The organism is Enterobacter sp. ZOR0014, assembly GCF_000798855.1.
Lineage (GTDB): Bacteria > Pseudomonadota > Gammaproteobacteria > Enterobacterales > Enterobacteriaceae > Enterobacter > Enterobacter kobei.
Window position 1 is genome coordinate 17,234 of record NZ_JTLF01000364.1, and the last position, 26,388, is coordinate 43,621.

The window sequence follows — 26,388 nt, forward strand, 5'->3', positions numbered from 1 at the left end:
TTTAGCGGGGCGCGATTTCCCGGTCGCGCCCGGCAAGTATCCCGCAGACGGCCATGACGATCGCGGCCAGCGCACAGGCGAGAAGGGGGATGCGCCAGTCTCCTACCGAATCGTGTATTTTACCCATCAGCGGCGGTCCGCAGGCAGCGAGCAGGTAGCCGATAGACTGTGCCATACCGGACAATGCCGCCGCCTGATGCGCAGAGCTCGCGCGCAGACCGATAAACGTCAGGCCGAGGATCATCGTTGCCCCGGAGCCAAAGCCAAACACCAGCGTCCACATCACCGCCATATCCGGCATAAACCACAATCCCGCTGCGCTTACCGCGCACATCAGCGCCACTGCACCGGCGATCGTCCGCTGATCTTTCAGCCGATGGAGGATCAGCGGAACGGCAAGTCCCGGCACGGCTGTCGCCAGCTGTAAAAGACCATGCACCGAACCTGCCTGCGCCTCGCTGTAGCCGTGGCTAAGCAGTATCGCCGGCAGCCAGCCGATGATGACGTAATAGATAAGAGAGTTAATCCCCAGAAAGAGCGTCACCTGCCAGGCGAGAGCAGAACGCCAGATTGCGCGGTTATGTAACGCGCCTGCGCCTGTTACCGTCGCAACATGTTTCTGACGCCACTGCGGCAGCCAGAGCAGCAAGGCGAGCAGCGGAAACACCATCAGCATCAGCAGCGCGCCCTGCCAGCCCGCATGACCCTGGGCCAGCGGCACGATTAGCGCCGAGCCTAATGCGGCGGCTGCCCCCATCGTCAGGGAATAGGCACCGGTGAGTTTCGCCACCTGGCCCGGAAAGTCACGTTTAATTAAACCCGGTAACAGCACGTTCCCAAGCGCGATCCCGCAGCCAATCACTGCCGTGCCGATGAAAAGCAGGGCAGCGGAAGGCAGGGAGCGAATGGCTATCCCGGCGCAAATCAGCAACAGGGCGATAAACAGGCTACGCTCCATGCCAATACGTCGGGCCAGACCTGCGGCGAGCGGGGAGATCAGGGCAAAAGCCAACAGGGGCAGGGTGGTCAGCAGACCGGTTTGCGCCGTGCTTAAGCCATAATCAAGGCGAAGGGTATCCAGCAGCGGGGCTGCGCCGGTAAAGGTGACGCGAAGCGTGGTGGCGATCATCAGGATGCCTGCAATCAACAGCGCGCCGTGTTTTCCTGAGGTGCGAATAGCAGTAGTCATTATGTTCTCATACGTTCAAGCGAGCGCACACAATACCGATTTTCCCGGCGGTTGAAATCAGGCTAAAATGACAGTTTATCGCTAAAATCGGACAACATGATGATTGGACTGGGACTGGACGGCTACGATCCTGATAGCCAGCATGATGCGGCCGTCGCCTTTCGCATCCGTGTGGTGGCGGAGGAACAATATATTCCCCTGCATCATCACCGCAAGGGACAGCTGATTCTGGCGCTTGGCGGCGCGATTACCTGTGAAGTGGAAAATGCCATGTTGATGGTACCGCCCCAGTACGCGGTCTGGATCCCCGGGCAGATGCCGCACAGTAACAGGGCCACGCCGGGGGCGCAGCTCTGCTTTTTGTTCATTGAGCCCGGTGCCGCCAGTCTGCCCGACCGCTGTTGTACGCTGAAAATGTCCCCTCTGGTGCGGGAGCTCATTTTATCTCTGGCAGAAAAATCGCAGGCACAGCTTCAGCTTGCGGCCACATGCCGACTGGTCGATGTCCTGTTTGATGAACTGCCGCTCCAGCGTCAGGAGCATTTACAGTTACCCGTCTCGCCCCATCCAAAAATCCGGCTGATGAGCGAGAAGATGGCGGAAGAGCCCGCGGCCTGGCAGACGCTGGCACAATGGGCAAGCCACTTCGCCATGAGCGAACGCAACCTGGCGCGACTGGTGGTAAAAGAGACCGGATTAAGCTTTCGTCGCTGGCGTCACCAGCTGCAACTTATTGTGGCGTTACAGCATTTGATCGGCGGGAAATCGGTACAGCAGGTGGCGCAGTCACTGGGTTATGACTCGACCACCGCGTTTATTACCATGTTTAAGAAGGGGCTGGGTCAGACGCCAGCGCGTTACATGGCCAGCCTGACTACGACTTCCCGATAAACAGGGAGACCAGCCCGGCTGCAATCAGCGGGCCCACCGGCACGCCGCGAAAGAGCGCTACGCCCAGCACCGTGCCCACCAGCAGACCCGCAACCAGCGAAGGCTGGCTGCTCATCAGCGTAACGCCGCGCCCCCCGAGCCATGAGACAAAAACACCTACCGCGATAGCCACCAGCGATTTCCAGTTGACAAACGAGTGCAGCAGCGTTGAGGCGGGAAGCGTACCGCTGGCGATGGGCGCCATCACCCCGATGGTTAAAATGATTATCCCGATGGTGAGGCCTTGCTTTTCTATCCACGGGAAAAAGGTATTTAACGGCGTGACGCGAACGATAATCAGCACCAGAATCGAGATGGCGACGGTGGTGTTATGACTGATAAAACCCAGCGCGGCGAGTGCCAGGAGAATGAGCAGAGTAGGGTCAAACATAGGGAATCCTTGCCAAAATAATCGTCCTGCTTACTGTACGCGGAAAAAGGGCGGAGAACAGTTTTAAAAAGATTTTACCGCTGTCATAACCTTGTCATTTACGCGGTTTAAAACGAAGGCAGATATCGCAAAGGGGTCGCTATCATGAACGATCACATGTTTGTTGAAACGCTGATTATCTCCTCATCGTTTTTCGCCATTGCCGCGATTCTCGTCGCCTCCGTGCTGTTGCTGGAGAGAAAAGGCTGACAGTCAGCCTTCACGATTAGACTTTATGGAAAGTCACCAGCTCAGGACGGGCGATGCGCAGGTAATCCTGGGTATCCATGATCACGGATTTTTTCAGCAGGCCGGCGTTAAACGCGATTTCGTCGAAACGCTCGAACAGCAGCGGGTCGGCGACCAGCGTCAGATCGGGGTGGAAACTAAAAGGCGGAATAGCGCCGAATACGCAGGCGGTAAGGGTACTTACCTCGGCCGGGCTGGCGAGGGAGGCTTTAAGCCCGCCGAAATGGCTGGCAAGCCGGCTCAGGTCGGCCTGCAGATCGGCGGCCAGGATCGCCAGAACATGCTTTTTAACACCGTTTCCCTTCACTTTGCAGACCAGGGCTTTTGCGCCCTGACGCAGATCGGTCCCGCGTATTTCACTTACCGCTTCACATTTCCCGACCGCCTCGTGCTCCATAACCCGAAAACGTGCGCCTTGCCCGGTGAGTAAGGTTATCAGTTGCTGGTGGGTTCCTGTCCCCATAACGTCGTCAGTCATCGCGATTTTCCCGGTGATAATCCAGTATGCAGATGGCTACATTAGCACGAGAAGAACGGCGTCGAAAGAAAACAGCCAGCGCGTTCGCTGGCTGTGAGATTATGCGTTGCTGTTAGCAGACTGCTTGTGGAAGAGCTCCCTGAACACCGGATAAATATCATCCTGGTCACGGATATGTTGCATGGCAAAATTATCAAACATCGATTGCAGATGTTCATATTCCCGCCACAGGGTCTGATGCGCGCGACGGGTAATTTCGATATAGCTGTAGTAACGCACCACCGGCAGAATTTTCTTCGCCAAGATGTCGTGACACAGCGGTGAGTCGTCGGCCCAGTTATCACCATCGGACGCCTGCGCGGCATAGATATTCCATTGCGCCGGGTCGTAACGCTCTTTCACGACTTCATCCATCAGCTTCAGCGCGCTGGAGACGATGGTGCCGCCGGTCTCCTGCGAGTAGAAGAACTCATGCTCGTCGACCTCTTTAGCCTGCGTATGGTGGCGAATATAGACCACTTCCACGTTCTTATAGGTTCTGCTCAGGAACAGGTAGAGCAGGATATAAAAACGCTTCGCCATATCCTTTGTGGCCTGGTCCATGGAGCCGGAGACGTCCATCAGACAGAACATCACTGCCTGGCTGGAGGGCTCTGGGCGTTTTTCATAATTCTTGTAACGCAGGTCGAACGTGTCGATAAACGGAACGCGATCGATCTTCGCTCTTAGCTCGGCAATTTCTTTGCGCAGGCGCTCCTCTTCCAGCAGTTGCGCCGGCTCCGTGTTTTCCACGACCTTCAGGCTACTCTCAAGTTCGCGCAGTTCACGACGTTTGCCTGCCGTCATGGCCGTGCGCCGCGCCAGCGAATTCTGCAACGAACGCACAACGCTGATGTTGGCGGGAACGCCGTTGGCGGTATAGCCCGCGCGATGGGTTTTGTACTCGTTAAGCTGACGATGCTGATTCTTTTTCAGATTCGGCAGCGCCAGGTCCTCAAACAGCAGGTCGAGGTATTCATCTTTTGAAATCTGGAAAACGAACTCATCCTGACCTTCACCGTCCTGGCTGGCCTGTCCCTGACCGCTTCCTGAACCACCGCCGCCGCCCTGAGGACGCTCAATTCTGTCGTTCTGAACGAAGTGGTCATTACCTGGGTGTACGCGATGGCGCAGACCGCCTCGCCCCTGATGAAACATCGGTTCGCTGATGTCATCGGTGGGGATGGAAACAGACTCGCCGCTGTCGACGTCGGTCACCGAGCGTTTGTTGATGGCCTCGGAGATCGACTGTTTAATTTGCGCTTTGTAACGGCGCAAGAAGCGCTGGCGGTTCACCGTGCTCTTGTTTTTGCCGTTAAGACGCCGGTCAATAAACCAGGTCATATACCCCCCGTACTGCATTTGCCAACTTGCGTTTTTGTTGGCCCGGCAGGCGCTAGCGCTGCCGGGCACTTGTTTTAGGACGATTTACGCACGCGCAGATACCATTCGCAGAGCAGGCGAACCTGTTTGCGGGTGTAGCCTTTTTCCATCATACGGTCGACAAAATCGTCGTGTTTTTTCTGCTCATCGGTTGAGGTTTTGGTGTTGAACGAGATAACCGGCAGCAGCTCTTCGGTATTCGAGAACATTTTCTTCTCAATCACGGTGCGCAGTTTCTCGTAGCTGGTCCAGTTCGGATTGCGTCCGTTGTTATGCGCTCTGGCGCGCAGGACGAAGTTCACAATCTCATTACGGAAGTCTTTCGGGTTGCTGATCCCGGCAGGCTTCTCGATTTTTTCCAGTTCCGCGTTCAGGGATTCACGGTCAAACAGCTGGCCGGTATCCGGGTCGCGGTACTCCTGATCCTGGATCCAGAAGTCAGCGTAGGTGACATAACGGTCGAAAATATTCTGTCCGTACTCCGAATAGGATTCCAGGTAGGCTGTCTGGATCTCTTTGCCAATGAACTCGGCGTATTTCGGAATCAGGTAGCCTTTCAGGAACTCAAGATAGCGTTCAGCCTGCTCCTGCGGGAACTGCTCGCGTTCAATCTGCTGCTCCAGCACGTAGAACAAGTGAACCGGGTTGGCCGCCACTTCCGCATGGTCGAAGTTAAAGACGCGGGAGAGGATCTTAAACGCGAAACGGGTGGACAGGCCGTTCATCCCTTCATCGACCCCGGCGTAATCACGATACTCCTGATAGGATTTCGCTTTCGGGTCGGTGTCTTTCAGGCTTTCGCCATCATAGACGCGCATTTTTGAGTAGATGCTGGAGTTTTCCGGCTCTTTCAAACGCGAAAGGATAGAGAAGCGCGACAACGTTTCAAGCGTGCCTGGCGCGCAGGGAGCGTGCACCAGCTCACTGTGGTTGAGCAGTTTCTCGTAAATCTTGATCTCTTCGGAGATCCGCAGGCAATAAGGCACCTTGACGATGTACACGCGGTCAAGGAAAGCCTCATTGTTTTTATTATTACGGAAGGTCACCCATTCGGATTCGTTCGAGTGGGCGAGGATTATCCCGTTAAACGGCAGGGCGGAGATACCTTCCGTCCCGTTATAGTTCCCTTCCTGGGTCGCCGTCAGCAGAGGATGCAGCACTTTAATTGGTGCTTTAAACATCTCCACGAATTCCATAATCCCCTGGTTGGCGCGGCACAGCGCACCGGAATAGCCGTAGGCATCCGGGTCATTTTGTGCGAAGTTTTCCAGCTTACGGATATCAACTTTACCCACCAGCGCCGAGATATCCTGGTTGTTCTCATCACCCGGTTCCGTTTTGGCGATGGCGATCTGCTCAAGGATAGACGGCCACACTTTCACCACGCGGAATTTGGTGATATCGCCCCCAAACTCATGCAGGCGTTTTGCCGCCCACGGCGACATGATGGTGCCGAGGTAGCGGCGCGGAATGCCAAACTCTTTATCCAGAATTTGCGCATCTTCCTGTGGATTAAACAGGCACAGCGGATGGTCGTTCACCGGGCTGCGTTCGCCATTAGCGCTCAACACATAAATCGGCACGCGCTGCATCAGCGACTTCAGGCGTTCAGCCAGCGAGGATTTACCGCCACCGACCGGGCCGAGTAAATAGAGGATCTGTTTCTTCTCTTCCAGACCCTGAGCGGCATGCTTCAGATAGGAGACAATCTGTTCAATGGCATCTTCCATGCCGTAGAACTCTTCGAACGCCGGATATCGGGCGACCACCCGATTCGAAAATAGACGGGAAAGCCGTGGCTCCAGGGCAGTATCAACCATGTTTGGCTCACCAATAGCCATCAATAGCCGTTCTGCCGCATTGGCATAGGCACTGCGATCTTGCCGACAAATGGTAAGAAACTCCTGCAGTGTGAACTCTTCGTCCTTGGCAGCTTCATAGCGCTGGCGATAGTGATCGAATATATTCATGGCATGCCGTCCTTTCGTTTTTTAGCACAGGATAAGAGCCGTTCGTATGAGTAGTGGAGGCTCCCGGAAGAGAATCTCTCGCACCTCACTGCCAGAGCAGCAACCTGTGTGCCAGGTCAGAGGCTAAGAACCGCAGGGCGTTCAGGAAAACTCTTCTTAAAATTAAGCGTAGATGGCATTTGCCAAACTTGCATGCTGAGAAAATCTAATTTCAATGACATATCAATAACTCATCCAAAAATTTCCACCTGGGTTATAAGGCTTAAGCACGTTTTTCATTCAGTGGTCATATAAATGAAAGCGTGCTGTCATCTGAAAAGTGAAAAATAACGGGTTAATCAGACTGATTAGCAGGCAAAAAATTTTGGGTTGTACGGGAATGGCGGTTACACTTCTCCCGCTGATTATTTGACTACAGGAAAGAATGGATTGTGACCAAACTCAAACTTCTGGCATTGGGCATCCTTGCCGCGACCGCAGTTAGCACCGCTCAGGCGGAAAGTCAGTGGACGGTTGGCGCGGGTGTTGGCGTCATTAACAGCCCATACAAACAGTATGATCGTGACGTATATCCTGTTCCCGTTATCACCTATGAAGGCGAGAACGTCTGGTTCCGCGGTCTCGGCGGCGGCTACTATCTCTGGAACGACACGGCCGACAAGCTCTCGATCATGGCCTACTACGATCCAACGCACTTCAAGCCGGGAGACAGCGACAGCCACGCGCTTCGCCAGCTCGATAAGCGCAAAAGTAGCATGATGGCCGGGCTTTCATACGTGCATAACACCGAGTATGGCTTCCTGCGTACTGCTCTGGCAGGTGATACGCTGGACAACAGCAACGGCTTTATCTGGGATCTGGCATGGCTGTACCGTTATACCAACGGCGGGCTCACCCTGACGCCGGGCATCGGTGTGCAGTACAACAGTGAAAACTACAACGACTACTATTACGGCGTCTCTAAAAACGAGTCTCGCCGCAGTGGTCTGAAAAGCTACAGCGCAGATGATGGCTGGGATCCCTACCTGGAGCTGACCGCGAGCTATAACTTCCTTGGCGACTGGAGCGTCTACGGTACTGGCCGTTATGAGCGTCTAAGCGATGAAGTGAAAGATAGCCCGATGGTCGATAAGTCCTGGGCGGGTATCTTCTCTGTGGGTGTGACCTACAAGTTCTGATTGTGCATTAATTCAGTGCAATCATTGCATCAAAACGGGGCGCTTGCGCCCCGTTTGCTTTTTTGTGGTGCAGGGCGATTATCGCTTAACAATACGGATCGTCTGCCCTAAACGAGACGGTTTTTCTTCGCTCGCTTTCTGCGGCGTGGTGACGCAGGCTGTTTCTACACAAACGAATGTTTTGTAACCGTCATCAGGAATATCGGCCATGCTGACAGACAATGCCGGACCTGGGTTCCAGCCCACCACATTGCTGTGATGATGATGAACGACCTCAATGCCGCGATTCAGGGCACCATCGTGGATCACGCTGCAGGCTTCCGGGTGGAGATAGACGCGGTCGGTACGATCGGGGAAAGCCTGAACGCCGTCGCTCAGCTTGCCCTCTTTCGCATTATCAACTTTGTCGATAAAGGTATCGCCGAGGCCGCTCACCTTCACTGCGTTGATGTCACCCACGTTGAAGTAGGTGTGCAGGGCAGACGTGGTTTCGAACTCGCCGTGGGCTTCCAGCTCAATTTCGCAGGTTTTACCCAGCTTGAAACGGGCGTACAGGGTGAAATCATGCGGCCACAGGGCGCGGGTTTCATCATTCGCCTGCAGCTCAAAGGTCAGCACGGCACCGTTGTCATCTTCATTGTGCGCTTTCAGCGTCCACTGCTGGTTACGGGCAAAACCGTGAGACGGCAAACCCTGCTGTGTGGACGGGCCGAACCATGGCCAGCAGATGGGGACGCCGCCACGGATAGCAGCCCCTTTTTTGAACGAGGTGGCGTCGCTCAGCCACAGTCCTTCCTCTTCGCCCTCAGGCTTCCAGGAGAGCAGGTGGGCGCCATTCAGCGCCACGGAGGCTTTCACGCGCGGGTGGTCAACGACGATAACATCAGCGCCGTCAATCTGGCGGCGGGAGAGCACAGGGGTAAGTTGTTCGACTACCGGAAGTGCAAATATTTTATTAATCATTAAGCAATCCTCTGTCTAAAAAACAATAAAAAAGGCGACCGAAGTCGCCTTTTTGGATCAAACACTCATCTCAACTTATTTGGAGATGTGAGCGATCAGGTCCAGTACTTTGTTAGAGTAGCCAGTTTCGTTGTCGTACCAGGAAACCAGTTTCACGAAGTTGTCGTTCAGTGCGATACCAGCTTTAGCATCGAACACGGAAGTGCACACTTCGCCGTTGAAATCAGTAGATACAACGTCGTCTTCGGTGTAACCCAGAACGCCTTTCATTGCGCCTTCGGAAGCAGCTTTGATTGCTTTCTTAATTTCTTCATAAGAAGCAGCTTTTTCCAGACGAACGGTCAGGTCAACAACGGATACGTTAGGCGTTGGAACGCGGAACGCCATACCAGTCAGTTTGCCATTCAGTTCTGGCAGTACTTTACCTACAGCTTTAGCAGCACCGGTAGAGGATGGGATGATGTTCTGAGCCGCGCCACGGCCGCCGCGCCAGTCTTTGTGAGACGGGCCGTCAACGGTTTTCTGAGTAGCGGTGGTAGCGTGAACGGTAGTCATCAGACCTTCGATGATGCCGAAGTTGTCGTTGATAACTTTAGCCAGCGGTGCCAGGCAGTTGGTGGTGCAGGATGCGTTGGAAACGATGTCCTGGCCAGCGTAAGTTTCGAAGTTTGCACCACGAACGAACATTGGGGTGTTGTCTTTAGAAGGACCAGTCAGAACAACTTTCTTCGCGCCTGCAGTGATGTGTTTACGTGCAGTTTCGTCGGTCAGGAAGATACCGGTAGCTTCAGCTACAACATCAACACCGATTTCGTTCCATTTCAGGTTAGCTGGGTCTTTCTCAGCAGTAACGCGGATGGTTTTGCCGTTAACAACCAGGTGGCCGTCTTTCACTTCAACGGTGCCGTCGAAACGACCGTGAGTTGAGTCGTACTTCAGCATGTACGCCATGTATTCAGCGTCCAGGAGATCGTTGATACCAACGATTTCGATGTCAGAACGTTTCTGAGCAGCACGGAAAACAATACGGCCGATACGGCCAAAACCGTTGATACCTACTTTGATAGTCATATATTCCACCAGCTATTTGTTAGTGAATAAAAGGTTGCCTGTAAAATTACAAAAACCTTACGCAGCGTCAAGCGGAATCGTGTCAATCATTGCGACAAATCAATCCTGTGACTAACGTTTGTGCGACTGACTCGCCTCACTTTCCCTTTGAGCTTGCAACCACATGGGGGCTGCGCCCGGAATTTTAAAGTCCTCGCAGGATAAAAATGTGAACATGATCACAATTGCCTGACCGCCTTTTCGCGACACATAAGTTTAGAACAAAAGTGCACGCAAGGGTGTTAATGTTTTGTTAGAATCCGGGTTAAAAGATGTCTGTTTCTACAGCGAGATGTAAGCATATGTCGAACCAACGTAACCCTGACGATTTGAAAAAAAACCTCACAGAAATGCAGTTTTACGTGACGCAGAACCACGGCACGGAACCGCCATTCACCGGGCGTTTACTGCACAACAAGCGAGACGGCGTCTATCACTGTCTGGTCTGTGATGCCCCGCTGTTTAACTCACAAACGAAATTCGATTCCGGCTGCGGCTGGCCGAGCTTTTACGAGCCGGTGAGCGATGAGGCCATCCGCTATCTGACTGACACCTCGCACGGCATGGTGCGCACGGAAATCCGTTGCGGGACCTGCGATGCACATCTGGGGCACGTCTTCCCGGATGGTCCACAGCCAACGGGGGAGCGTTTCTGCGTCAATTCGGCCTCCATGAGCTTCACGGATGATGAAAACGGCGACCAGATCAAGGGTTGAAAAAACGATTCAGCAAATTATTCCTTTGAAAGGGAGAGATCGTGAATATTGATGACATGATTAACGGGATGACCCAGGACGTTTATCAGCGTCTGGTCACCGCCGTTGAGCTGGGAAAATGGCCGGATGGCGTGGCGCTTACCCCTGAGCAAAAAGAGAACAGTTTGCAGCTGGTGATGCTGTGGCAGGCGCGCAACAATACTGATGCGCAGCACATGACGATCGATACCAACGGGCAGATGGTGATGAAGAGCAAGCGAGAGCTGAAAGAAGATTTTGGCATCACGCCGAAGCCAATTGCGACGCTGAAAATGCAATAACCGTGCGGGCTGATGCCTTCATCCAACCCTCTCCCACGGGGAGAGGGCTTGAATGCGTCGCTACTTTTGCGGGATCCCTAATGACTCTGCCAGCTGCTTCGCTAACTGGTTGTTATCGTCCGCTCCATACTCCCAGAACATCGCCCCGGCGAGACCTTTCTGTTTAATGTAGTCCGCTTTGATCGCCACGGAACGTGGGTTCTCATACGAAATCGCAAAGAGCGCCTTGCCGTCAGCTGCTTCCACGGAGAGCCACGGCACTTTCGCCTGGTCGTCCCAGTGCTCGGTAAAACGCTTCTGCGGATCGTTCAGCAGCTTTTTCACGATATCGTTGTACTTCACGTAGGTATCTTTGGACAGGTCATAGCCGAGCGACCTGAACAAGCCGAGCTCCTGCGGTCCAAAGTAGGGCTGGGTGACCGGATTTTTTTGTGCGTCCGGCTTGCTCCAGTCGATACCCGGCTCAACGGCGCGTTTCGGTACGCGACCGTAAAACCCGATCCCGAGGTTCATCTGCTGTGGTTTCAGTCCCGCGGCCAGATAGTTATTTACCACAAAGTCCACGCTGTATTTATCGGCAGCAGCCACCGTCGGCCAGGCGCTGGAATCATAGAGGTTGGCGTTAAAATACTGGGTACCATACGCCATGTCGTAGGTCATCAGGTTGATGTAGTCGAGCAGGGGAGCGATGGCTTTGACATCCACCCAGCTTTTCGGACTTTCCGCATTGGCGCCTACCGCAATGGTCACCAGCTTTTTCTGCCCGAATGCGTCGCGCATCTCTTTCAGCAGCGCGGTGAAGTTGTCCCTGTCGGCTGGCGTGCTGGCAACCAGTCCCCACGCGCCGTTGACCGGGTACTCCCAGTCGAGATCAATCCCGTCCAGACCGTATTTGTCGACAACCTCCTGAGCGGATCGGATAAACACCGCACGACTCTCTTTGGTGGCCGCTGCGCCAGAGAAACCACGCGCACCCCAGCCGCCAACAGAGAGCAGCACTTTAAGGTGCGGGTTTTGTTTACGCAGAGTGGGGATTAAGGCCAGATCGGATGCCACTTTGGGCGAAAGCCAGATCTGATGCAGTTTCGTCGGATCTTTCAGCGCGGCGTTGGTTTCGTCTTTCTCGTCGTTGTAGACCAGACCAAACGAATAGTTCAGGTGGGTGATCTGGCGGACATCCAGTTTATTAATGTCGCCACCCGGTCCGGCGGTGACATCGCCACCCCCGTTGAAATAGCCGACGGACATCAGGGGCGCAGCGGAAGCCAGTGACGCGCAAAGCAAGGGTAATGCTGCCAGCAAGGGCAAACGTTTCATATAATTTCCTCTTTGACTTAATAAAAATAACCACGCCACAGAAAAGGCGTGGCGAAAAAACAACCTGACGAGAATAGCATTGCCGCTTCGCTGAGGATGCGAGGGAGTTCACTTTATGGGGATTGGAGAAGAAATGCCGGGTGGCGCTGCGCTCCAGAGAAAGTAGGCCGGGTAAGGCGAAGCCGCCACCCGGCTTAAAAAACTACGCCTGCGTTTCCAGCCAGTCTGCCAGGGTATACAGCGTCGCGCCTTCGGCAGCCATCTCCATAAACGCCTGAGCACTGTCCTGAGGGTGAATGTTGACCCCGCGGCAGCCGTCGGTGATCACGCTGACGGTGTAGCCTGACTGGAGCGCGTCCAGTACGGTAAACTTCACGCAGTAATCTGTCGCCAGCCCCAGCACAATCAGCTCCGTGATTTCATGGTGGCGTAACCACGCGTCCAGCGCGGTCTTCTGACGATGACCGTTATCAAAAAACGCGCTGTAGCTGTCTATTGTCGGGTTTTCACCCTTATGGAACACCGCGTCGATGGCTTTCTGATTCAGGAGCGGATGCAGCGCCGCGCCTTCCGTTTGCTGCACGCAATGATCCGGCCAGAAGGTTTGCGCCAGCCCGTCGAGTTCACCCTGAGTGAACGGTTCGACGTTGTGCTGGCTGGCAAAACTGCCGTGGTTAGCCGGGTGCCAGTCCTGGCTGGCGACCACCGCTTCACCGCGGGCTTTACACCAGTCAATCAGCGTATTCGCCACGTCAACGGTGCTGTCACCTTCGGCGACGGCCAGCGCGCCGCCGGCGCAGAAATCATTTTGCAAATCGACCAGTAGCAGGGCGCGTTGCGTCATGAGGCCTCCTTATTCGTCCGGGGTCAGTTCACCGCGCAGATTTTGCATCATGGCGTTGCGAATGGACTGAATGTCCAGATCCTGACTCAGTAAATAGTGAAGTTTAGTCAGCGTCGCCTCAACGGTCATATCGAAACCGCTGATGACGCCCGCATGTGCCAGCGCGTTGCCGGTGGCATAGCCACCCATATTCACTTTGCCGGACATACACTGGGTCAGGTTCACCACCACAATTCCGCGTTCGCTGGCTTCCTGAAGCTCTTTCAGAAACTCACCGTTCTGCGGGGCGTTGCCCACGCCGTAGGAGCGCAGGATCAGCGCTTTCACTGGCTGGCGCAGGAAGTTGCGGACCACGTCGGCGGAAATACCCGGGTAAATGGTAACCACACCGATGGGCTGCGGGGTAATCGGATGCACAATCAGCTCGCCAGCGGTATTCGGTGCAGGCGGCGTGCCCAGACGACGGATATGAATCCCCGCTTCCAGCAGCGGCTGCAGGTTCGGTGAGGCGAAGGCGTCAAAACCATCGGCATGGGCTTTCGTCGTGCGGTTGCCGCGATACAGACGGTTGTTGAAGAACAGCGAGACTTCGTTAATCGGGTAATTTGCCGCCACGTACAGGGAGTTCAGCAGGTTGATCTGCCCGTCGGAGCGTAACTCCGCCAGCGGAATTTGCGACCCGGTGACGATAACCGGCTTGCTCAGGTTCTCCAGCATGAAGGAGAGCGCCGAGGCCGTGAACGCCATGGTGTCGGTACCATGCAGGATCACGAAGCCGTCGTACTGGTCGTAATGCGCTTTAATGTCATCCGCGATGTGCTGCCAGTCTTCTGGCGTCATGTCGGAGGAGTCCATCAGCGGCTCGTATTCATGGATGGTAAAGTCAGGCATTTCCGGACGGTGGAACTCAGGCATCAACGCAAGCTGACGCTGAAGGTGGCCGGAGACAGGAATATAGCCATTTTCAGAGCGCTGCATACCGATGGTACCGCCAGTGTAGGCTACATAAATCGATTTCTTCTGCATGGTAGTGAGTTCTTGTTCTTCAAAAGAAAAAAATCCCCTCTTCGCGGGAAGAGGGGACGGTTTTTAACGGACGTTCGCGCAGGTCAGGCAAAACGCGTAACGACTTTGTGGATCGTTAAAGGCCGCGAGCTTATCGCTTTCCGTCTTCATCGCTTTCGCTGCCGTGGCAACCGGCGCAGGCAGGTAAGCCTGCAGCGCCTCCGGCAGCATGGCGCGAACGGAGACAGACATGCTGTCCATCACCATATCGAAGAATGACGGCTCATCCTGATAATACTCAATGTGCCATTGCTTGAGCTTCGCCAGGTCGGCCGCTTTCTTCACGGCGTCGTCAAAGTCACCCAGACTGTCCACAAGTCCGTTGTTCTTCGCGTCCTGACCGGTCCAGACGTGGCCCTGAGCAATCTGGTCAATCTGTTCTGGCGTCTTTTTACGCGAGTCAGCCACCAGCGTAATAAAGCGCTTATACCCGTTCTCAATGCTCAGCTGCATCATCTCCGACACTTCCGGCGGCAGGGATTTTGTTATCGACACATCTGCCAGCGGCGACGTAGAAACACCGTCGGTGTGCACGCCCAGATAATCCAGACTGTTTTCCACAGTGTTAATCACCCCGAAGATGCCGATAGAGCCGGTCAGCGTGCTTGGGTTAGCCACAATGTAGTTGGCTGGCGTGGAGATCCAGTACCCACCTGATGCCGCCATTCCGCCCATGGAGACGACGACCGGTTTGCCCGCAGCGCGGGCCGCGGCCAGCTCAGCGCGGATCACTTCGGAGGCGCTCACGCTGCCGCCCGGGCTGTTTACGCGCAGAACAATGGCTTTCACTTTCGGGTCAAGGCGCGCGTCACGGATTTGCGACGCGGTGGTGTCACCGCCGACATTACCCGGGGTTTCCTGACCGTCCATGATGGCGCCGTTGGCAAACACCACGGCTACGCTGTCACCGCTCTCGTCCGGTTTTTTCGCAGCGTAGTCATACATACTGATCGCGCTGTAGTTTTTGTCCTCTTTGCTCCAGCCAAACTGTTTGGTCAGGGCTTTTTCGATATCTGCACTGGTACCCAGCGCATCAACGAGTTTATTGTCGAGGGCATATTTCGCGGTATCGCCGTCAACCTTACGCAGACCCTCCAGCACGCCACGTGCGCCCGGGAAGACCTGCTCAGCGGTAATTTGACGGTTAGCGGCCACGGTGCCCAGATAGTTCTGCCACAGCTCGCCAATCCAGCGGCTGTCCGCTTCACGGGCAGCAGGGGACATATCGTCGCGAATAAACGGCTCCACGGCTGATTTATAGGTGCCGACGCGGAAGACGTGGGTCGTCACTTTCAGCTTGTCGAGCAGCGATTTGTAGTACAGGCCGTTGGTGGCAAAGCCGTGCAGATCGACCGTCCCCTGCGGAGAGAGCCAGATCTTGTTGGCGAAGCTTGCCAGATAATATTGCCCCTGGCTGTAGCTGTCGCCCACGGCGATCACTGGCTTACCGCTGTCGCGGAATTCACGCAGCGCTTTACCGATGTACTGCATTGAAGGCTGGTCGCCTCCGGCAAAATCTTTCAGATCCAGTACGATCCCGGTGATATTTCGGTCGTCTTTGGCCTGACGGATAGTATCGACAATATCGAACAGGGAGTTTTCCTGCAGGCGGTCGGACGTCGCGCCAAACAGCTGACGGCCAATGACCCCCAGACGGTTGCTGGTGGACGGTTTATCCACGATGACGCCGGTGATATCGAGTAACAGCGCCCCGCGAGTTGAATGCTGCGCCTGATTCGCATTGCTGATATGCATCCAGATGCCTGCGCAAACCAGAACCAGCAGGATGAAGAAGATGTTCATCACCAGGTTGCGGACGAAGTTGAGCAGTCGCCACGTCCATTTAAAGAAACCGGCAAAGATTCGCCAAAGGGTTCGCATGTATTCTCCCTAACCAGAAAATGACTGTTTCCGTCGCCACTGGACGGTAATGTTGGGTTATCGTAATGACCCAACCGCCACTTGTCAGCAGGAATCGCCTGCCAGGCTGTAACAAAATCTGCGGCCGTGTTAATTTTGTGAGTAAATTTCAATAAAGGAGTTAACCAATGGACGCACTTGAACTGCTTGTTAACCGCCGCAGCGCGTCACGTCTGGCCGAACCTGCCCCGGCGGGCGAGCAGCTGGAAAACATTCTGCGTGCCGGGATGCGTGCCCCCGATCACGGCACGCTGCAGCCGTGGCACTTCTTTGTGATTGAAGGTGAAGGCCGCGATCGTTTCAGCCAGCTGCTGGAGCAGGGCGCGGTTGCCGTCGGGCAGGATGAGAAAGGTATCGATAAAGCGCGCAATGCGCCGTTCCGTGCGCCGATGATCATCGCCGTCGTGGCGAAATGTCAGGCTGGCCACAAAGTCCCGGTCTGGGAGCAGGAAATGTCTGCTGGCTGCGCGGTAATGGCGATGCAAATGGCCGCTGTCGCACAGGGGTTTAACGGTATCTGGCGTACCGGTCCGCTGACCGAGAGCCCGGTAGTCCGTGACGGTTTTGGCTGCGGTGAGCACGATAAAATTGTCGGTTTCCTCTACCTCGGTACGCCGCAGCTTAAAGCCTCCAGCACCATCAGCGTGCCGGACACTTCGCCTTTCGTCAGCCGTTTCTGATAACCCACGCTAAACTGTCTGGATTCTGAGCATCTGCCGCAGAATTCAGACAGTCATACTTACCTCTTTATGGAATGAGCGCTACCATAGCGCGATTGAGATGACAGGAGACGTCCATGAGCGAGCAAACCATTCGTTTAACGCAGTACAGCCACGGAGCCGGTTGCGGTTGTAAAATTTCCCCGAAAGTGCTGGAGACCATTCTGCACAGTGAACAGGCGAAGTTTGTCGACCCGAACCTGCTTGTCGGCAATGAAACGCGTGACGATGCTGCAGTTTATGACTTAGGTAACGGCACCAGCATTATCAGCACCACTGACTTCTTTATGCCGATTGTCGATAACCCCTTCGATTTCGGGCGCATTGCGGCCACCAACGCCATCAGTGATATCTTCGCGATGGGCGGTAAGCCGATTATGGCCATCGCCATTCTGGGCTGGCCAATTAATACCCTCGCGCCGGAAATTGCCCGCGACGTCATTGATGGCGGCCGTTTCGCCTGTCAGCAGGCGGGAATTGCGCTGGCCGGTGGTCACTCGATTGACGCGCCTGAACCTATTTTTGGCCTGGCCGTCACGGGCGTGGTGCCGACCGAGCGCGTGAAGCGCAACAGCACCGCGCAGGCGGGCTGCAAGCTGTTCCTCACCAAGCCGCTCGGCATTGGCGTACTCACGACCGCCGAGAAAAAATCCCTGCTGAAGCCGGAACACAAAGGTCTGGCAACGGAAGTGATGTGCCAGATGAACCTTGCGGGCGCGGCATTCGCCAATATCGACGGCGTAAAGGCGATGACCGATGTGACCGGTTTTGGTCTGCTGGGACACCTCTCCGAAGTGTGTCAGGGCGCGGGCGTGCAGGCACAGGTGTGGTATCAGGACGTGCCGAAACTGCCGGGCGTGGAAGAGTACATTGCGCAGGGCGCGGTGCCGGGCGGTACTCAGCGCAACTTTGCCAGCTACGGTCACCTGATGGGCGAGATGCCTGAAGAGTGGCGCAACCTGCTGTGCGATCCACAAACTTCCGGCGGCCTGCTGCTGGCGGTCACACCGGAAGGCGAAGCTGACGTTCAGGCAACGGCTGCCGAGTTTGGCATTACCCTTACGGCGATCGGCGAGCTGGTGACCGCACGCGGTGGCCGACCGATGATTGAGATCCGTTAATTCGATGCGGTTGTTTATTGCCGAAAAGCCGAGCCTGGCGCGCGCCATCGCCGACGTGTTGCCGAAGCCGCACCGCAAGGGCGACGGCTTTATCGAATGCGGTAACGGGCAGGTGGTGACCTGGTGTATTGGTCACCTGCTTGAGCAGGCGCAGCCGGACGTCTACGACAGCCGCTACGCCCGCTGGAACCTAAACGATCTGCCCATCGTGCCGGAAAAATGGCGCCTGCAGCCCCGGCCTTCGGTGACCAAACAGCTGAACGTGATCAAGCGTTTCCTGCACGAAGCCTCTGAAGTGGTTCACGCAGGTGACCCGGACAGGGAAGGGCAACTGCTGGTAGATGAAGTGCTGGACTACCTCGAGCTGGCGCCGGAAAAACGCCAGCAGGTACAGCGCTGCCTGATAAACGACCTCAACCCGCAGGCGGTAGAGCGTGCGATCTCGCGTCTGCGTGCCAACAGCGAGTTTATCCCGCTGTGCGTCTCGGCGCTTGCGCGCGCGCGCGCTGACTGGCTGTACGGGATCAACATGACCCGTGCCTACACCATCCTCGGGCGTAATGCGGGCTATCAGGGGGTACTCTCCGTGGGCCGCGTGCAGACGCCGGTGCTGGGGCTGGTGGTGCGTCGTGATGAAGAGATTGAGAACTTCGTCGCCAAAGATTTCTTTGAAGTGAAAGCGCATATCGTTACGCCTAAGGACGAACGCTTTACCGCCGTCTGGCAGCCGAGCGATGCCTGTGAATCGTACCAGGATGAAGAGGGGCGCTTGCTGCACCGTCCGCTGGCGGAGCATGTGGTTAACCGTATTACCGGTCAGCCTGCCATCGTCACCAGCTATAACGATAAACGGGAATCAGAACCCGCACCGCTGCCATTTTCGCTCTCGGCCTTGCAGATTGAGGCGGCGAAGCGCTTTGGCCTCAGCGCACAAAACGTGCTGGATATCTGCCAGAAGCTCTATGAAACCCACAAGCTGATCACCTATCCGCGTTCGGATAGCCGTTATCTGCCGGAAGAACATTTTGCCGGTCGCCACGCGGTACTGAACGCGATAAGCGTACACGCCGCCGATCTCCTGCCGCAGCCGGTGGTGAACCCGGACACCCATAACCGCTGCTGGGATGATAAAAAGGTGGACGCCCACCATGCAATTATCCCGACGGCACGCGCCAGCCACGTTAACCTGACGGATAACGAAGCGAAGGTCTATAACCTCATCGCCCGTCAGTATCTGATGCAGTTCTGCCCGGACGCGGTGTTCCGCAAATGCGTCATTGAGCTTGAGATTGCCAAAGGTAAGTTTATCGCCAAAGCGCGTTTCCTCGCGGAAGCGGGCTGGCGCACGCTGCTCGGCAACAAAGAGCGTGACGAGGAGAACGACGGTACGCCGCTGCCGGTAGTCGCGAAAGATGACGAGTTATTGTGCGAGAAAGGTGAAGTGGTTGAACGTCAGACCCAGCCGCCACGCCATTTCACCGATGCGACGCTGCTGTCGGCCATGACCGGGATCGCCCGATTTGTGCAGGATAAAGATCTGAAGAAAATCCTGCGCGCCACCGACGGTCTGGGTACGGAAGCGACGCGAGCGGGGATCATCGAACTGTTGTTCAAGCGCGGCTTCCTGGAGAAAAAAGGACGCTATATCCACTCCACGGAGCCGGGCCGGGCGCTCATCCACTCCCTTCCGGAGCTGGCCGCGAGGCCGGACATGACCGCGCACTGGGAATCTGTGCTGACGCAAATCAGTGAAAAGCAGTGCCGCTACCAGGACTTTATGCAGCCGCTGGTGGGGACGCTGTATCAGTTGATCGATCAGGCGCGCAGTACGCCGGTGAAGCGGTTCAGAGGGATGGTTGCGCCGGGTAGCGGTGCGAAGAAGCCCTTTAAAAAGAAAAAGAGCGCGGCAGCTTCTTAAACCGTAGGCCGGGTGGCGGCTTCGCCTTACCCGGCCTACAGGGCGAGAACACAGTGAAAGCTTAAATCACACCCTGCCCAATCATCGCATCCGCCACCTTCACGAATCCGGCTATATTCGCTCCGCGCACGTAGTTAGTTTGCGACGCTTCACCGCCGTACTCCACGCAGGCGTGGTGAATATCCAGCATGATATGGTGCAAACGGGCATCCACTTTCTCCGCCTTCCAGCCAAGACGCGCGGCGTTTTGCGCCATCTCAAGGCCGGAGGTTGCCACGCCGCCCGCATTGGCGGCCTTGCCTGGGGCAAACAGCACGCCCGCTTCGAGGAACAGATCCGTCGCATCGATCGTAGTCGGCATATTCGCCCCTTCGGCCACCGCCTTCACGCCGTTGCCGATCAGCGTGCGCGCGGCGTCCACGTCCAGTTCGTTTTGCGTGGCGCACGGCAGGGCAATATCCACCGGAACACCCCACGGCTGCTTGCCTTCCAGATACGTCAATCCAAATTCCTGGGCATAGTCTGCGAGCCGCCCGTCGCGGCTGGCTTTAATTTCGCACAGGCGCGCCAGTTTTTCTGCCGTAAAGCCCGCTTCATCCACCACCGTGCCACGGGAGTCCGAGGCCGTCACCACGCGGGCGCCAAACTGCATCGCTTTTTCGATAGCGTATTGCGCCACGTTACCGGAGCCGGACACCGCCACGCGCATCCCTTCAAACCCTAACCCGTGACGTTTGAGCATCGCCTCGGTGAAGTAGACCAGACCATATCCGGTCGCCTCCGGGCGAATCAAACTCCCGCCAAACGACAATCCTTTGCCGGTAAAGACGCAGGCGCTGTTGTTGGAAAGCTTTTTCATCATCCCTGCCATAAAGCCCACTTCGCGGGCCCCCACGCCGATATCTCCCGCCGGTACGTCGGTGTCCGGACCAAGGTGGCGCCAGAGCTCGGTCATCAGCGCCTGACAGAAACGCATCACTTCACCTTCGCTTTTCCCCTTAGGATCGAAGTCACTCCCGCCTTTCCCGCCGCCCATCGGCAGGGTGGTGAGCGCGTTTTTAAACGTCTGCTCAAAGCCGAGGAATTTCAGGATCGACAGGTTCACGGAAGGGTGGAAACGCATGCCGCCCTTAAACGGGCCGATGGCGGAGTTAAATTGCACGCGCCAGGCGCGGTTGACCTGGACCTGATTGCGGTCATCCACCCAGGTCACGCGGAACTGGATCACCCGTTCTGGCTCAACCAGACGTTCCAGCAGCGACAGTTGACGATAACGCGGGTTTTCTTCAAGGAAAGGCCACAGGGTGGTCATCACTTCACGAACGGCCTGAGCGAACTCGCTCTGATGCGGGTCGCGCTGCTGAACATGGGCAAGAAAGCTTTCCAGAGAGCGTGTCTGATCCATAGATATAAGAACCCCTTATAGTCATTTATGTATATTGCTTATGCGATTTGTGTTGTTTTTTTGACTATACCACCCGTACTGCTTTGTGAAGCAAGCAGAAATGTAGGGTGAAAGGGAAATTAATGACCCGCGCTGCGTCATAACAAAAAGCGATGATGTGTGAAATTAAAGATTCTGCCCGATTAACCGTTATAGTCATTATCAGGACATAACAGGAAGACAAGTCTATGAATCGTTACGTGATGGCTGCATTTTCGTTGATGTTGACCGCTGGCGCGCAGGCTGACCGCATTCGCCCGGACGTGGAGGTGAATGTCCCGCCGGAGGTCTTTAGCTCCGGCGGCCAGCGTGCGCAACCCTGTAACCAGTGCTGTATCTATCAGGATCAAAATTATTCTGAAGGAGCAGTGGTAAAAGCGGACGGGGTTTTGCTGCAATGCCAGCGTGATGAACGCGCGATCAGCACGAACCCGCTGGTCTGGCGGCGCGTAAAAGAATAAACGCCTCCAGCAGCGGAATATCCGCCGGGGCCAGGTCGTAGCTCAACGCCTCTTCCGGCGTGCACCACGCCAGCGCGCTGTGGTAGTGTGCGGTTAACGCTCCGCTAAAGGCAGGAACATACCAGGCGTGCAGGTGGATTAACCGCTGCGACACTTCGCGCTGGTGGCTTGCCACATACTGCACGGGCTGCGCCTCAATACCCAACTCTTCACGCAGCTCGCGGATTAGCGCCTGAGGCTGGGTTTCACCGGCCTCGACTTTTCCGCCAGCGAATTCCCACATTCCCGGTTGATCGGCGTGAGCAGGGCGCTGCGCCAGTAAAATTTTGTCGTCTTTTTCGATGATGGCCGCAACGACATCGACTGTTTTTAGCATGGTCGTCAATACTTGATAGCGAAAAACGACATATTATCGTGCCCTTTCAAAGAGTCCAGTCATCAGGAGAAACAGGTGAAAGAGTCGTCCACCTGGGTAGAACCCATCCCAACCCTTCCGGCGAGCGTAAAACCGATTGCCGCCATGCAGCGAAAACACTTTGGTGCAGTCCTGAATCCCACGCGCTGGTGGGGGCGCATGCCGCGTCTGTTCTGGCTGGTCGCATTGTTTGTCGGTTTTCTGGAGCGAAGAAACGCGCGCCTGACGCCGCAACTCCGCTCGCTGCTGATGACGCGGGTATCGCAGCTGTGCCACTGTGCTTTTTGCATTGATGCTAACAGCCTGCGTCTGGCCGAGCGCAGCGGGGCGCTGGATAAAGTCCAGGCCGTGAGCGACTGGCCAGACTCTGACCTGTTCAGTGAACAAGAGCGCGCGGCGCTGGCCTATGCTGAGGCGGTCACCGCCACGCCGCCCAGGGTGGATGAAGCAATCAAAACGGCGCTGAAACGCCACTTTACCGATGAGGTTATTACTGAAATGACGGCGCTCATCGCCTTTCAGAATCTCTCCGCCCGCTTTAACGCCGCGCTGGATATCCCGGCGCAGGGGCTGTGCGCCACGTTTAAAGGGAAGCCTGATGCTTGACCGTCACCTGCACCCACGGATAAAACCCGCGCTGAATCGTCTGGTCTCTGCGCTGGATAAGCCGGGCATTACGCCCGACGGACTTACCCTGGCGGGGTTTGCCATCGGCCTGCTGACGTTGCCATTTCTGGCCCTCGGCTGGTACCCGGCAGCACTGGTCGCCATCCTCCTGAACCGCCTGCTGGATGGTCTGGACGGTGCGCTGGCGCGCCGGAGAGGGCTCACGGATGCGGGAGGGTTTCTGGATATCGCGCTCGATTTCCTGTTCTATGCGCTGGTGCCGTTTGGCTTTGCGCTGGCGGCACCTGAGCAGAATACGCTGGCTGCCGCCTGGCTGCTGTTCGCATTTATTGGCACCGGGAGCAGCTTTCTGGCCTTTGCGGCACTGGCGGCGAAGCACAATATCGACAACCCCGGCTATGCGCACAAGTCGTTTTACTACATCGGCGGGTTAACGGAGGGGACGGAGACCATCGTGCTGTTCGTGCTCTGCTGCCTGTTTCCGGCCCATTTTGCCGTGTTCGCGTGGATATTTGGCGCGTTGTGCTGGCTGACCACCACAACGCGCATCTGGAGCGGTTATGTGACGCTAAAGTCACTCAAACCTTAACGCGTACTCTCGGGCCCGCGCTCACCGCGGGAGACCGGGTTCTGCGGGTGACTGCTCCATTCATACCAGCCGCCGTCATAGACGGCGACGTTCTTCCAGCCCATCGCCCGGGCGTACATAAAGGTTTCAGCCGCTCGCCAGCCGGTGCCGCAGTAAAAGGCGACGTGCTGCTCCGGCAGGATATCCCACGTTTTCCACATGGCGGTGATGTCGTCGGCGCTGCGCATGGTGCCGTCCGGGTTGTGGAAATCTTCCATGTGGGTGGCATCGCTTCCCGCGTGGCCCCAGCGGGCGCCGGCAATGTCACCTTTTGGTTTGATGTAGCTGTAGCCGCTGGTTTCGCCGATAAATTCCGGCCACGAACGAATACTGACGAGAGAGGCATCCTGGCGGTGCAGCATACCGCGCGCCTGTTCCATATCCACCATCAGTTGCGGCTGACCAGGGATCGGTGCGCCAAAATCAGGGGCGGGTTTCACTTTCCCTGGCGTACCGCGTTCAACCGGCAGACCCGCATCTGACCACGCCTTCCAGCCGCCATCGAGTATGCGCACATCCTTCACGCCTGCATACAGCATAATCTGCGCCACGCGCGCGGCGGCGTAAACGTCACGACCATACAAAATGACGGTGGTATCGTGACGGATCCCGTGCTTCGCCAGCATCGCTTTCAGCTTGTCGTCGGAGACTTTATTCCACAGCGGCTCGCTTTCCACTTCGTTGGTGTCGATGTATCCCGCGCCGGGAATATGGTTCAGCAGATAAAACTTCGGCGCACCCCAGGCCGCTTCTATGACTTTCCATTCACCCGCGGGCGCGGCTGTCACCGGTTTACCCTGCTGGAGCTGGTGGATCCACTGCGGATAGACCAGCTGTTCAAAGTGCGGCAGACGCTGCAGGCGGTCCGGGGTTTGCAGGGCATCGCTGAGCAGCGAGATAGCGTGATATCCGGCTTTCTCCAGGCGCGCTTTCACCGCAAGGTTGGCGCTATCGTCGCCGTACAGCGCGACAGGCGTCGCAGGCGAAAGCTGATGCTGTTTAGCCCAGCGCGCCAGCTGTTCGTCGCTCATTGCGTCAAGCCAGCTGGCCGCAAGGTTGAGCGCTGCGGGTTCATGCCCGGAAGGACCGCTGAGGGTCTGCGGCCAGCCGTTGTAGAACGCGCTGGCGCGGGTGTCGACAGGCGTACCGTGCTGCGCCTGAAGCTGGGACAGCGTGAGTGAATTGGCCATTTCAGCCGCCTGAGAGGAAAACGAAGCGAGGCCGCAGAGCAGGGCCAGCGCGGTCAGTTGAGAAACACGTTTCATCGAATAACCTGACGTCAGTAAAAGAGGGGGGCATTGTCGTCTCTCCCGAAACGGAAAACATTGCGTTAGCACATTATTGCCAGCGAGAAATCTCAATCACCTCGCCGGCGGGCGGAATATCGTCCTCATCATGGGTGACCAGCACCACCGGAATATTGCGCGCCCGGACGGTGTCAAACACCCAGGCCCGAAACGTCGTGCGTAATGCTTTATCGAGGCGACTGAAGGGCTCATCCAGCAGCAGTGCCTGCGGTTCAGCGAGCAGGGCGCGCAGCAGACTCACCCGGGCGCGCTCACCGCCGGAAAGGGTTGCCGGGTCGCTGGCGTAACGGTCGCCAAGCCCGGCGGAATTCAGCGCCAGCTCGACGGCTTCCCGACGTGCGCGTCCGGCGATCCGCTCAGGCAACGCCAGCAGCAAATTTTGTCCGACGCTGAACGCGTCAAACAGCAGCGCATCCTGAAAGAGAATGCCCAGCCCGCGAGATTCGACGGGAAGGCCGTCGCAGCGACGCTCATCGAGCCACAGCTCGCCCCGTGCCTGAAAATCATCTGACAGCGCGCCGACCATCCAGGAAAAAAGGGTCGATTTTCCGCTGCCGGAGGGACCCATCAGGGTGACGATCTCCCCGCGGGGAACGCAAAAATTGACCTCGCGGAAAAGCGGTTCGATGGTGAGACCCTTTACCTTCAACATTAACGTAATCCCTGACGATAGCGGCCCGCAAGCCGGGAGAAGAGTGAAGCCAGACCGAACACCGTGCCCGTGACCAGCAGTAAACCCAGCGCCCGGTTAGCGAGAACCGGGATGCTGCCCCCGCTGCTGAGCGCGACGGTCTCGGTGGTCAGCGTGGCGAAACGACCTGCGCCCAGCCACAGCGTCGGCATATATTGCGCCATGCTGACTGAAAAACCGGTGGCAAAGGCCAGCAGCGCAGGGCGCACCAGCAGAGGGCATTTCAGCAGGCAGAAGATTTTTGCCCGCCGCCAGCCGAGCGTCCTGACGGTAAGAATAAGCCGGGGATCGAGCCTTTGCCAGGCCGGTTGCAGCACCAGCAGCATCCAGGGGAGTACCCAGAGCAGATGGCTCCAGAGCACGGCGGCATAGTGCCCGTCGAGGCCCAGATGTAACGCAATGGCATATTGCCCCGTGACCAGCGGTAGCGCCGGGAGCGCGAGCGGTAACCACACCCACGGAGCGCCTCGCTGCGGCCCCCATTCCAGCCAGAGAAAAATGACGATCAGGGCGACAAGGCTCGACAGCAGACCGAAAGAAAGGCTGGTACTCACCGGGCCAACATCGTCCCGTTGGGCCAGCATCAACAGCACCGCAGCGCAAAGTATCCCGCACGCGGGCAGAAAGCCGCTGAATACACGCTCTGGCAGGGCGAGATGAGACCTGTGGCGTGCGCCCGTCGGATGTGCAAACGTGCGACGCCACACCTTCCACAGCCCGTAGCCCAGCGCAGCAAGCGCGGCCAGCAGCAGAAGGAGAAGCAGGCACAGCAGCGTCCCTTTTGCCTGCTGCTGTACGTCTCCCTGGCTCAGCCACTGCCAGGCCAGCACGGCCAGCGTCGGCGGGTTACCGGGCCCGAGAACGATCGCCACGTCCACGACGGACAGCGACCACGCCAGCACCGCCAGCATCACCGCGCCGAGTACCGGCGCGATCGCCGGAAGGAGCAGATGTTC

The 26,388-nt window shown here is 56.6% G+C and carries 26 protein-coding genes and 1 pseudogene; 11 read left to right on the top strand and 16 right to left on the bottom strand.

The features are described from left to right. Window position 1: 1 nt before the first annotated feature. Window positions 2-1,189, bottom strand: coding sequence for a CynX/NimT family MFS transporter (locus L977_RS20755; RefSeq protein WP_032636931.1), 1,188 nt, complete (start codon window positions 1,187-1,189; stop codon window positions 2-4). A gap of 99 nt (window positions 1,190-1,288) precedes the next feature. Here L977_RS20755 and L977_RS20760 point away from each other — a divergent pair, with 99 nt between their 5' ends. Next, window positions 1,289-2,080, top strand: coding sequence for an AraC family transcriptional regulator (locus L977_RS20760; RefSeq protein ID WP_047626857.1), 792 nt, complete (start codon window positions 1,289-1,291; stop codon window positions 2,078-2,080). Here L977_RS20760 and L977_RS20765 read toward each other — a convergent pair. Next, a complete protein-coding gene (locus L977_RS20765) occupies window positions 2,064-2,510 on the bottom strand; it encodes a DUF441 domain-containing protein (RefSeq protein WP_023332736.1) in 447 nt (148 codons plus the stop codon). The genes L977_RS20760 and L977_RS20765 overlap by 17 nt on opposite strands. 144 nt (window positions 2,511-2,654) lie before the next feature. Here L977_RS20765 and yoaI point away from each other — a divergent pair, with 144 nt between their 5' ends. Next, window positions 2,655-2,759 (top strand): small membrane protein YoaI, encoded by a 105-nt coding sequence (gene yoaI / locus L977_RS24605; RefSeq protein ID WP_023332737.1) that lies wholly within the window; start codon window positions 2,655-2,657, stop codon window positions 2,757-2,759. A 16-nt stretch (window positions 2,760-2,775) separates the two neighbouring features. On the opposite strand, the gene L977_RS20770 is transcribed toward yoaI, so the two are convergent. From L977_RS20770 to yeaG, 3 genes are all read right to left on the bottom strand, one after another. Continuing rightward, window positions 2,776-3,276 (bottom strand): YbaK/prolyl-tRNA synthetase associated domain-containing protein, encoded by a 501-nt coding sequence (locus L977_RS20770; protein ID WP_032636930.1) that lies wholly within the window; start codon window positions 3,274-3,276, stop codon window positions 2,776-2,778. Between the two features lie 99 nt (window positions 3,277-3,375). Further along, complete coding sequence (locus L977_RS20775; RefSeq protein WP_014883442.1) at window positions 3,376-4,659, bottom strand: YeaH/YhbH family protein; 1,284 nt, start codon at window positions 4,657-4,659, stop codon at window positions 3,376-3,378. Between the two features lie 74 nt (window positions 4,660-4,733). After that, entirely contained in the window at window positions 4,734-6,668 is a 1,935-nt protein-coding gene (gene yeaG, locus L977_RS20780; RefSeq protein ID WP_014883443.1) for a protein kinase YeaG, read from the bottom strand. Window positions 6,669-7,099: 431 nt separating this feature from the next. On the opposite strand from yeaG, the gene L977_RS20785 reads away from it, so the two are divergent. After that, on the top strand, window positions 7,100-7,846 hold the full coding sequence (locus tag L977_RS20785) for a MipA/OmpV family protein (protein WP_014883444.1): 747 nt from the start codon (window positions 7,100-7,102) through the stop codon (window positions 7,844-7,846). A gap of 78 nt (window positions 7,847-7,924) precedes the next feature. On the opposite strand, the gene L977_RS20790 is transcribed toward L977_RS20785, so the two are convergent. Both L977_RS20790 and gapA read right to left on the bottom strand, forming a co-directional pair. Further along, window positions 7,925-8,809 (bottom strand): D-hexose-6-phosphate mutarotase, encoded by an 885-nt coding sequence (locus L977_RS20790; protein WP_014883445.1) that lies wholly within the window; start codon window positions 8,807-8,809, stop codon window positions 7,925-7,927. A gap of 75 nt (window positions 8,810-8,884) precedes the next feature. Then, window positions 8,885-9,880, bottom strand: coding sequence for a glyceraldehyde-3-phosphate dehydrogenase (gene gapA / locus L977_RS20795; protein ID WP_014831506.1), 996 nt, complete (start codon window positions 9,878-9,880; stop codon window positions 8,885-8,887). Window positions 9,881-10,221: 341 nt separating this feature from the next. On the opposite strand from gapA, the gene msrB reads away from it, so the two are divergent. Next, a complete protein-coding gene (gene msrB, locus L977_RS20800; protein WP_023332742.1) occupies window positions 10,222-10,635 on the top strand; it encodes a peptide-methionine (R)-S-oxide reductase MsrB in 414 nt (137 codons plus the stop codon). A gap of 41 nt (window positions 10,636-10,676) precedes the next feature. After that, window positions 10,677-10,955, top strand: a complete 279-nt coding sequence (locus tag L977_RS20805) for a YeaC family protein (RefSeq protein ID WP_045135041.1) — start codon at window positions 10,677-10,679, stop codon at window positions 10,953-10,955. Window positions 10,956-11,015: 60 nt separating this feature from the next. Here the strand turns inward: L977_RS20805 and L977_RS20810 are convergent, their stop codons facing one another. The 4 genes from L977_RS20810 to sppA all read right to left on the bottom strand — a co-directional run bounded on the left by L977_RS20810 (window position 11,016) and on the right by sppA (window position 16,062). Continuing rightward, on the bottom strand, window positions 11,016-12,272 hold the full coding sequence (locus tag L977_RS20810; RefSeq protein ID WP_023337143.1) for a glycoside hydrolase family 18 protein: 1,257 nt from the start codon (window positions 12,270-12,272) through the stop codon (window positions 11,016-11,018). Between the two features lie 202 nt (window positions 12,273-12,474). Continuing rightward, window positions 12,475-13,116: a bifunctional nicotinamidase/pyrazinamidase gene (pncA, locus tag L977_RS20815; protein WP_014883449.1), complete on the bottom strand. Its 642-nt coding sequence runs from the start codon at window positions 13,114-13,116 to the stop codon at window positions 12,475-12,477. 9 nt (window positions 13,117-13,125) lie between these two features. Then, complete coding sequence (ansA, locus tag L977_RS20820; protein ID WP_014883450.1) at window positions 13,126-14,142, bottom strand: asparaginase; 1,017 nt, start codon at window positions 14,140-14,142, stop codon at window positions 13,126-13,128. 63 nt (window positions 14,143-14,205) lie between these two features. Further along, window positions 14,206-16,062, bottom strand: a complete 1,857-nt coding sequence (gene sppA / locus L977_RS20825) for a signal peptide peptidase SppA (RefSeq protein WP_023332746.1) — start codon at window positions 16,060-16,062, stop codon at window positions 14,206-14,208. Between the two features lie 167 nt (window positions 16,063-16,229). Here sppA and L977_RS20830 point away from each other — a divergent pair, with 167 nt between their 5' ends. The 3 genes from L977_RS20830 to L977_RS20840 all read left to right on the top strand — a co-directional run bounded on the left by L977_RS20830 (window position 16,230) and on the right by L977_RS20840 (window position 19,859). Next, complete coding sequence (locus tag L977_RS20830) at window positions 16,230-16,781, top strand: NAD(P)H nitroreductase (protein WP_014883452.1); 552 nt, start codon at window positions 16,230-16,232, stop codon at window positions 16,779-16,781. Window positions 16,782-16,897: 116 nt separating this feature from the next. Further along, window positions 16,898-17,941: a selenide, water dikinase SelD gene (gene selD / locus L977_RS20835; RefSeq protein ID WP_047626851.1), complete on the top strand. Its 1,044-nt coding sequence runs from the start codon at window positions 16,898-16,900 to the stop codon at window positions 17,939-17,941. Between the two features lie 4 nt (window positions 17,942-17,945). Next, a complete protein-coding gene (locus tag L977_RS20840) occupies window positions 17,946-19,859 on the top strand; it encodes a DNA topoisomerase III (RefSeq protein ID WP_014883454.1) in 1,914 nt (637 codons plus the stop codon). 61 nt (window positions 19,860-19,920) lie between these two features. Here L977_RS20840 and gdhA read toward each other — a convergent pair whose 3' ends face one another. After that, on the bottom strand, window positions 19,921-21,264 hold the full coding sequence (gdhA, locus tag L977_RS20845; RefSeq protein ID WP_014883455.1) for an NADP-specific glutamate dehydrogenase: 1,344 nt from the start codon (window positions 21,262-21,264) through the stop codon (window positions 19,921-19,923). Window positions 21,265-21,491: 227 nt separating this feature from the next. Here gdhA and L977_RS20850 point away from each other — a divergent pair, with 227 nt between their 5' ends. Further along, window positions 21,492-21,764, top strand: coding sequence for a YnjH family protein (locus L977_RS20850; protein WP_014883456.1), 273 nt, complete (start codon window positions 21,492-21,494; stop codon window positions 21,762-21,764). On the opposite strand, the gene L977_RS20855 is transcribed toward L977_RS20850, so the two are convergent. Continuing rightward, the gene (locus L977_RS20855; protein WP_023332750.1) at window positions 21,724-22,140 is read right to left on the bottom strand and encodes a pyrimidine (deoxy)nucleoside triphosphate diphosphatase; all 417 of its coding nucleotides are present in this window, start codon (window positions 22,138-22,140) and stop codon (window positions 21,724-21,726) included. The genes L977_RS20850 and L977_RS20855 overlap by 41 nt on opposite strands. Window positions 22,141-22,215: 75 nt before the next feature. Between L977_RS20855 and L977_RS20860 the strand changes: the two genes are divergently transcribed. After that, the gene (locus tag L977_RS20860; RefSeq protein ID WP_014883458.1) at window positions 22,216-22,785 is read left to right on the top strand and encodes a carboxymuconolactone decarboxylase family protein; all 570 of its coding nucleotides are present in this window, start codon (window positions 22,216-22,218) and stop codon (window positions 22,783-22,785) included. After that, window positions 22,778-23,395 (top strand): CDP-alcohol phosphatidyltransferase family protein, encoded by a 618-nt coding sequence (locus L977_RS20865; protein ID WP_047626852.1) that lies wholly within the window; start codon window positions 22,778-22,780, stop codon window positions 23,393-23,395. Before L977_RS20860 ends, L977_RS20865 begins: the two co-directional genes overlap by 8 nt. On the opposite strand, the gene L977_RS20870 is transcribed toward L977_RS20865, so the two are convergent. From L977_RS20870 to L977_RS24815, 3 genes and pseudogenes are all read right to left on the bottom strand, one after another. Beyond that, the gene (locus tag L977_RS20870) at window positions 23,392-24,699 is read right to left on the bottom strand and encodes a sulfurtransferase (RefSeq protein WP_014883460.1); all 1,308 of its coding nucleotides are present in this window, start codon (window positions 24,697-24,699) and stop codon (window positions 23,392-23,394) included. The two genes, L977_RS20865 and L977_RS20870, sit on opposite strands and share 4 nt — an antisense overlap. A gap of 73 nt (window positions 24,700-24,772) precedes the next feature. Beyond that, a complete protein-coding gene (locus L977_RS20875) occupies window positions 24,773-25,393 on the bottom strand; it encodes an ATP-binding cassette domain-containing protein (RefSeq protein ID WP_047626853.1) in 621 nt (206 codons plus the stop codon). Beyond that, window positions 25,393-26,388: pseudogene (locus L977_RS24815) on the bottom strand (thiamine ABC transporter permease); the annotation flags it as partial. The gene L977_RS20875 and the pseudogene L977_RS24815, both read right to left, overlap by 1 nt.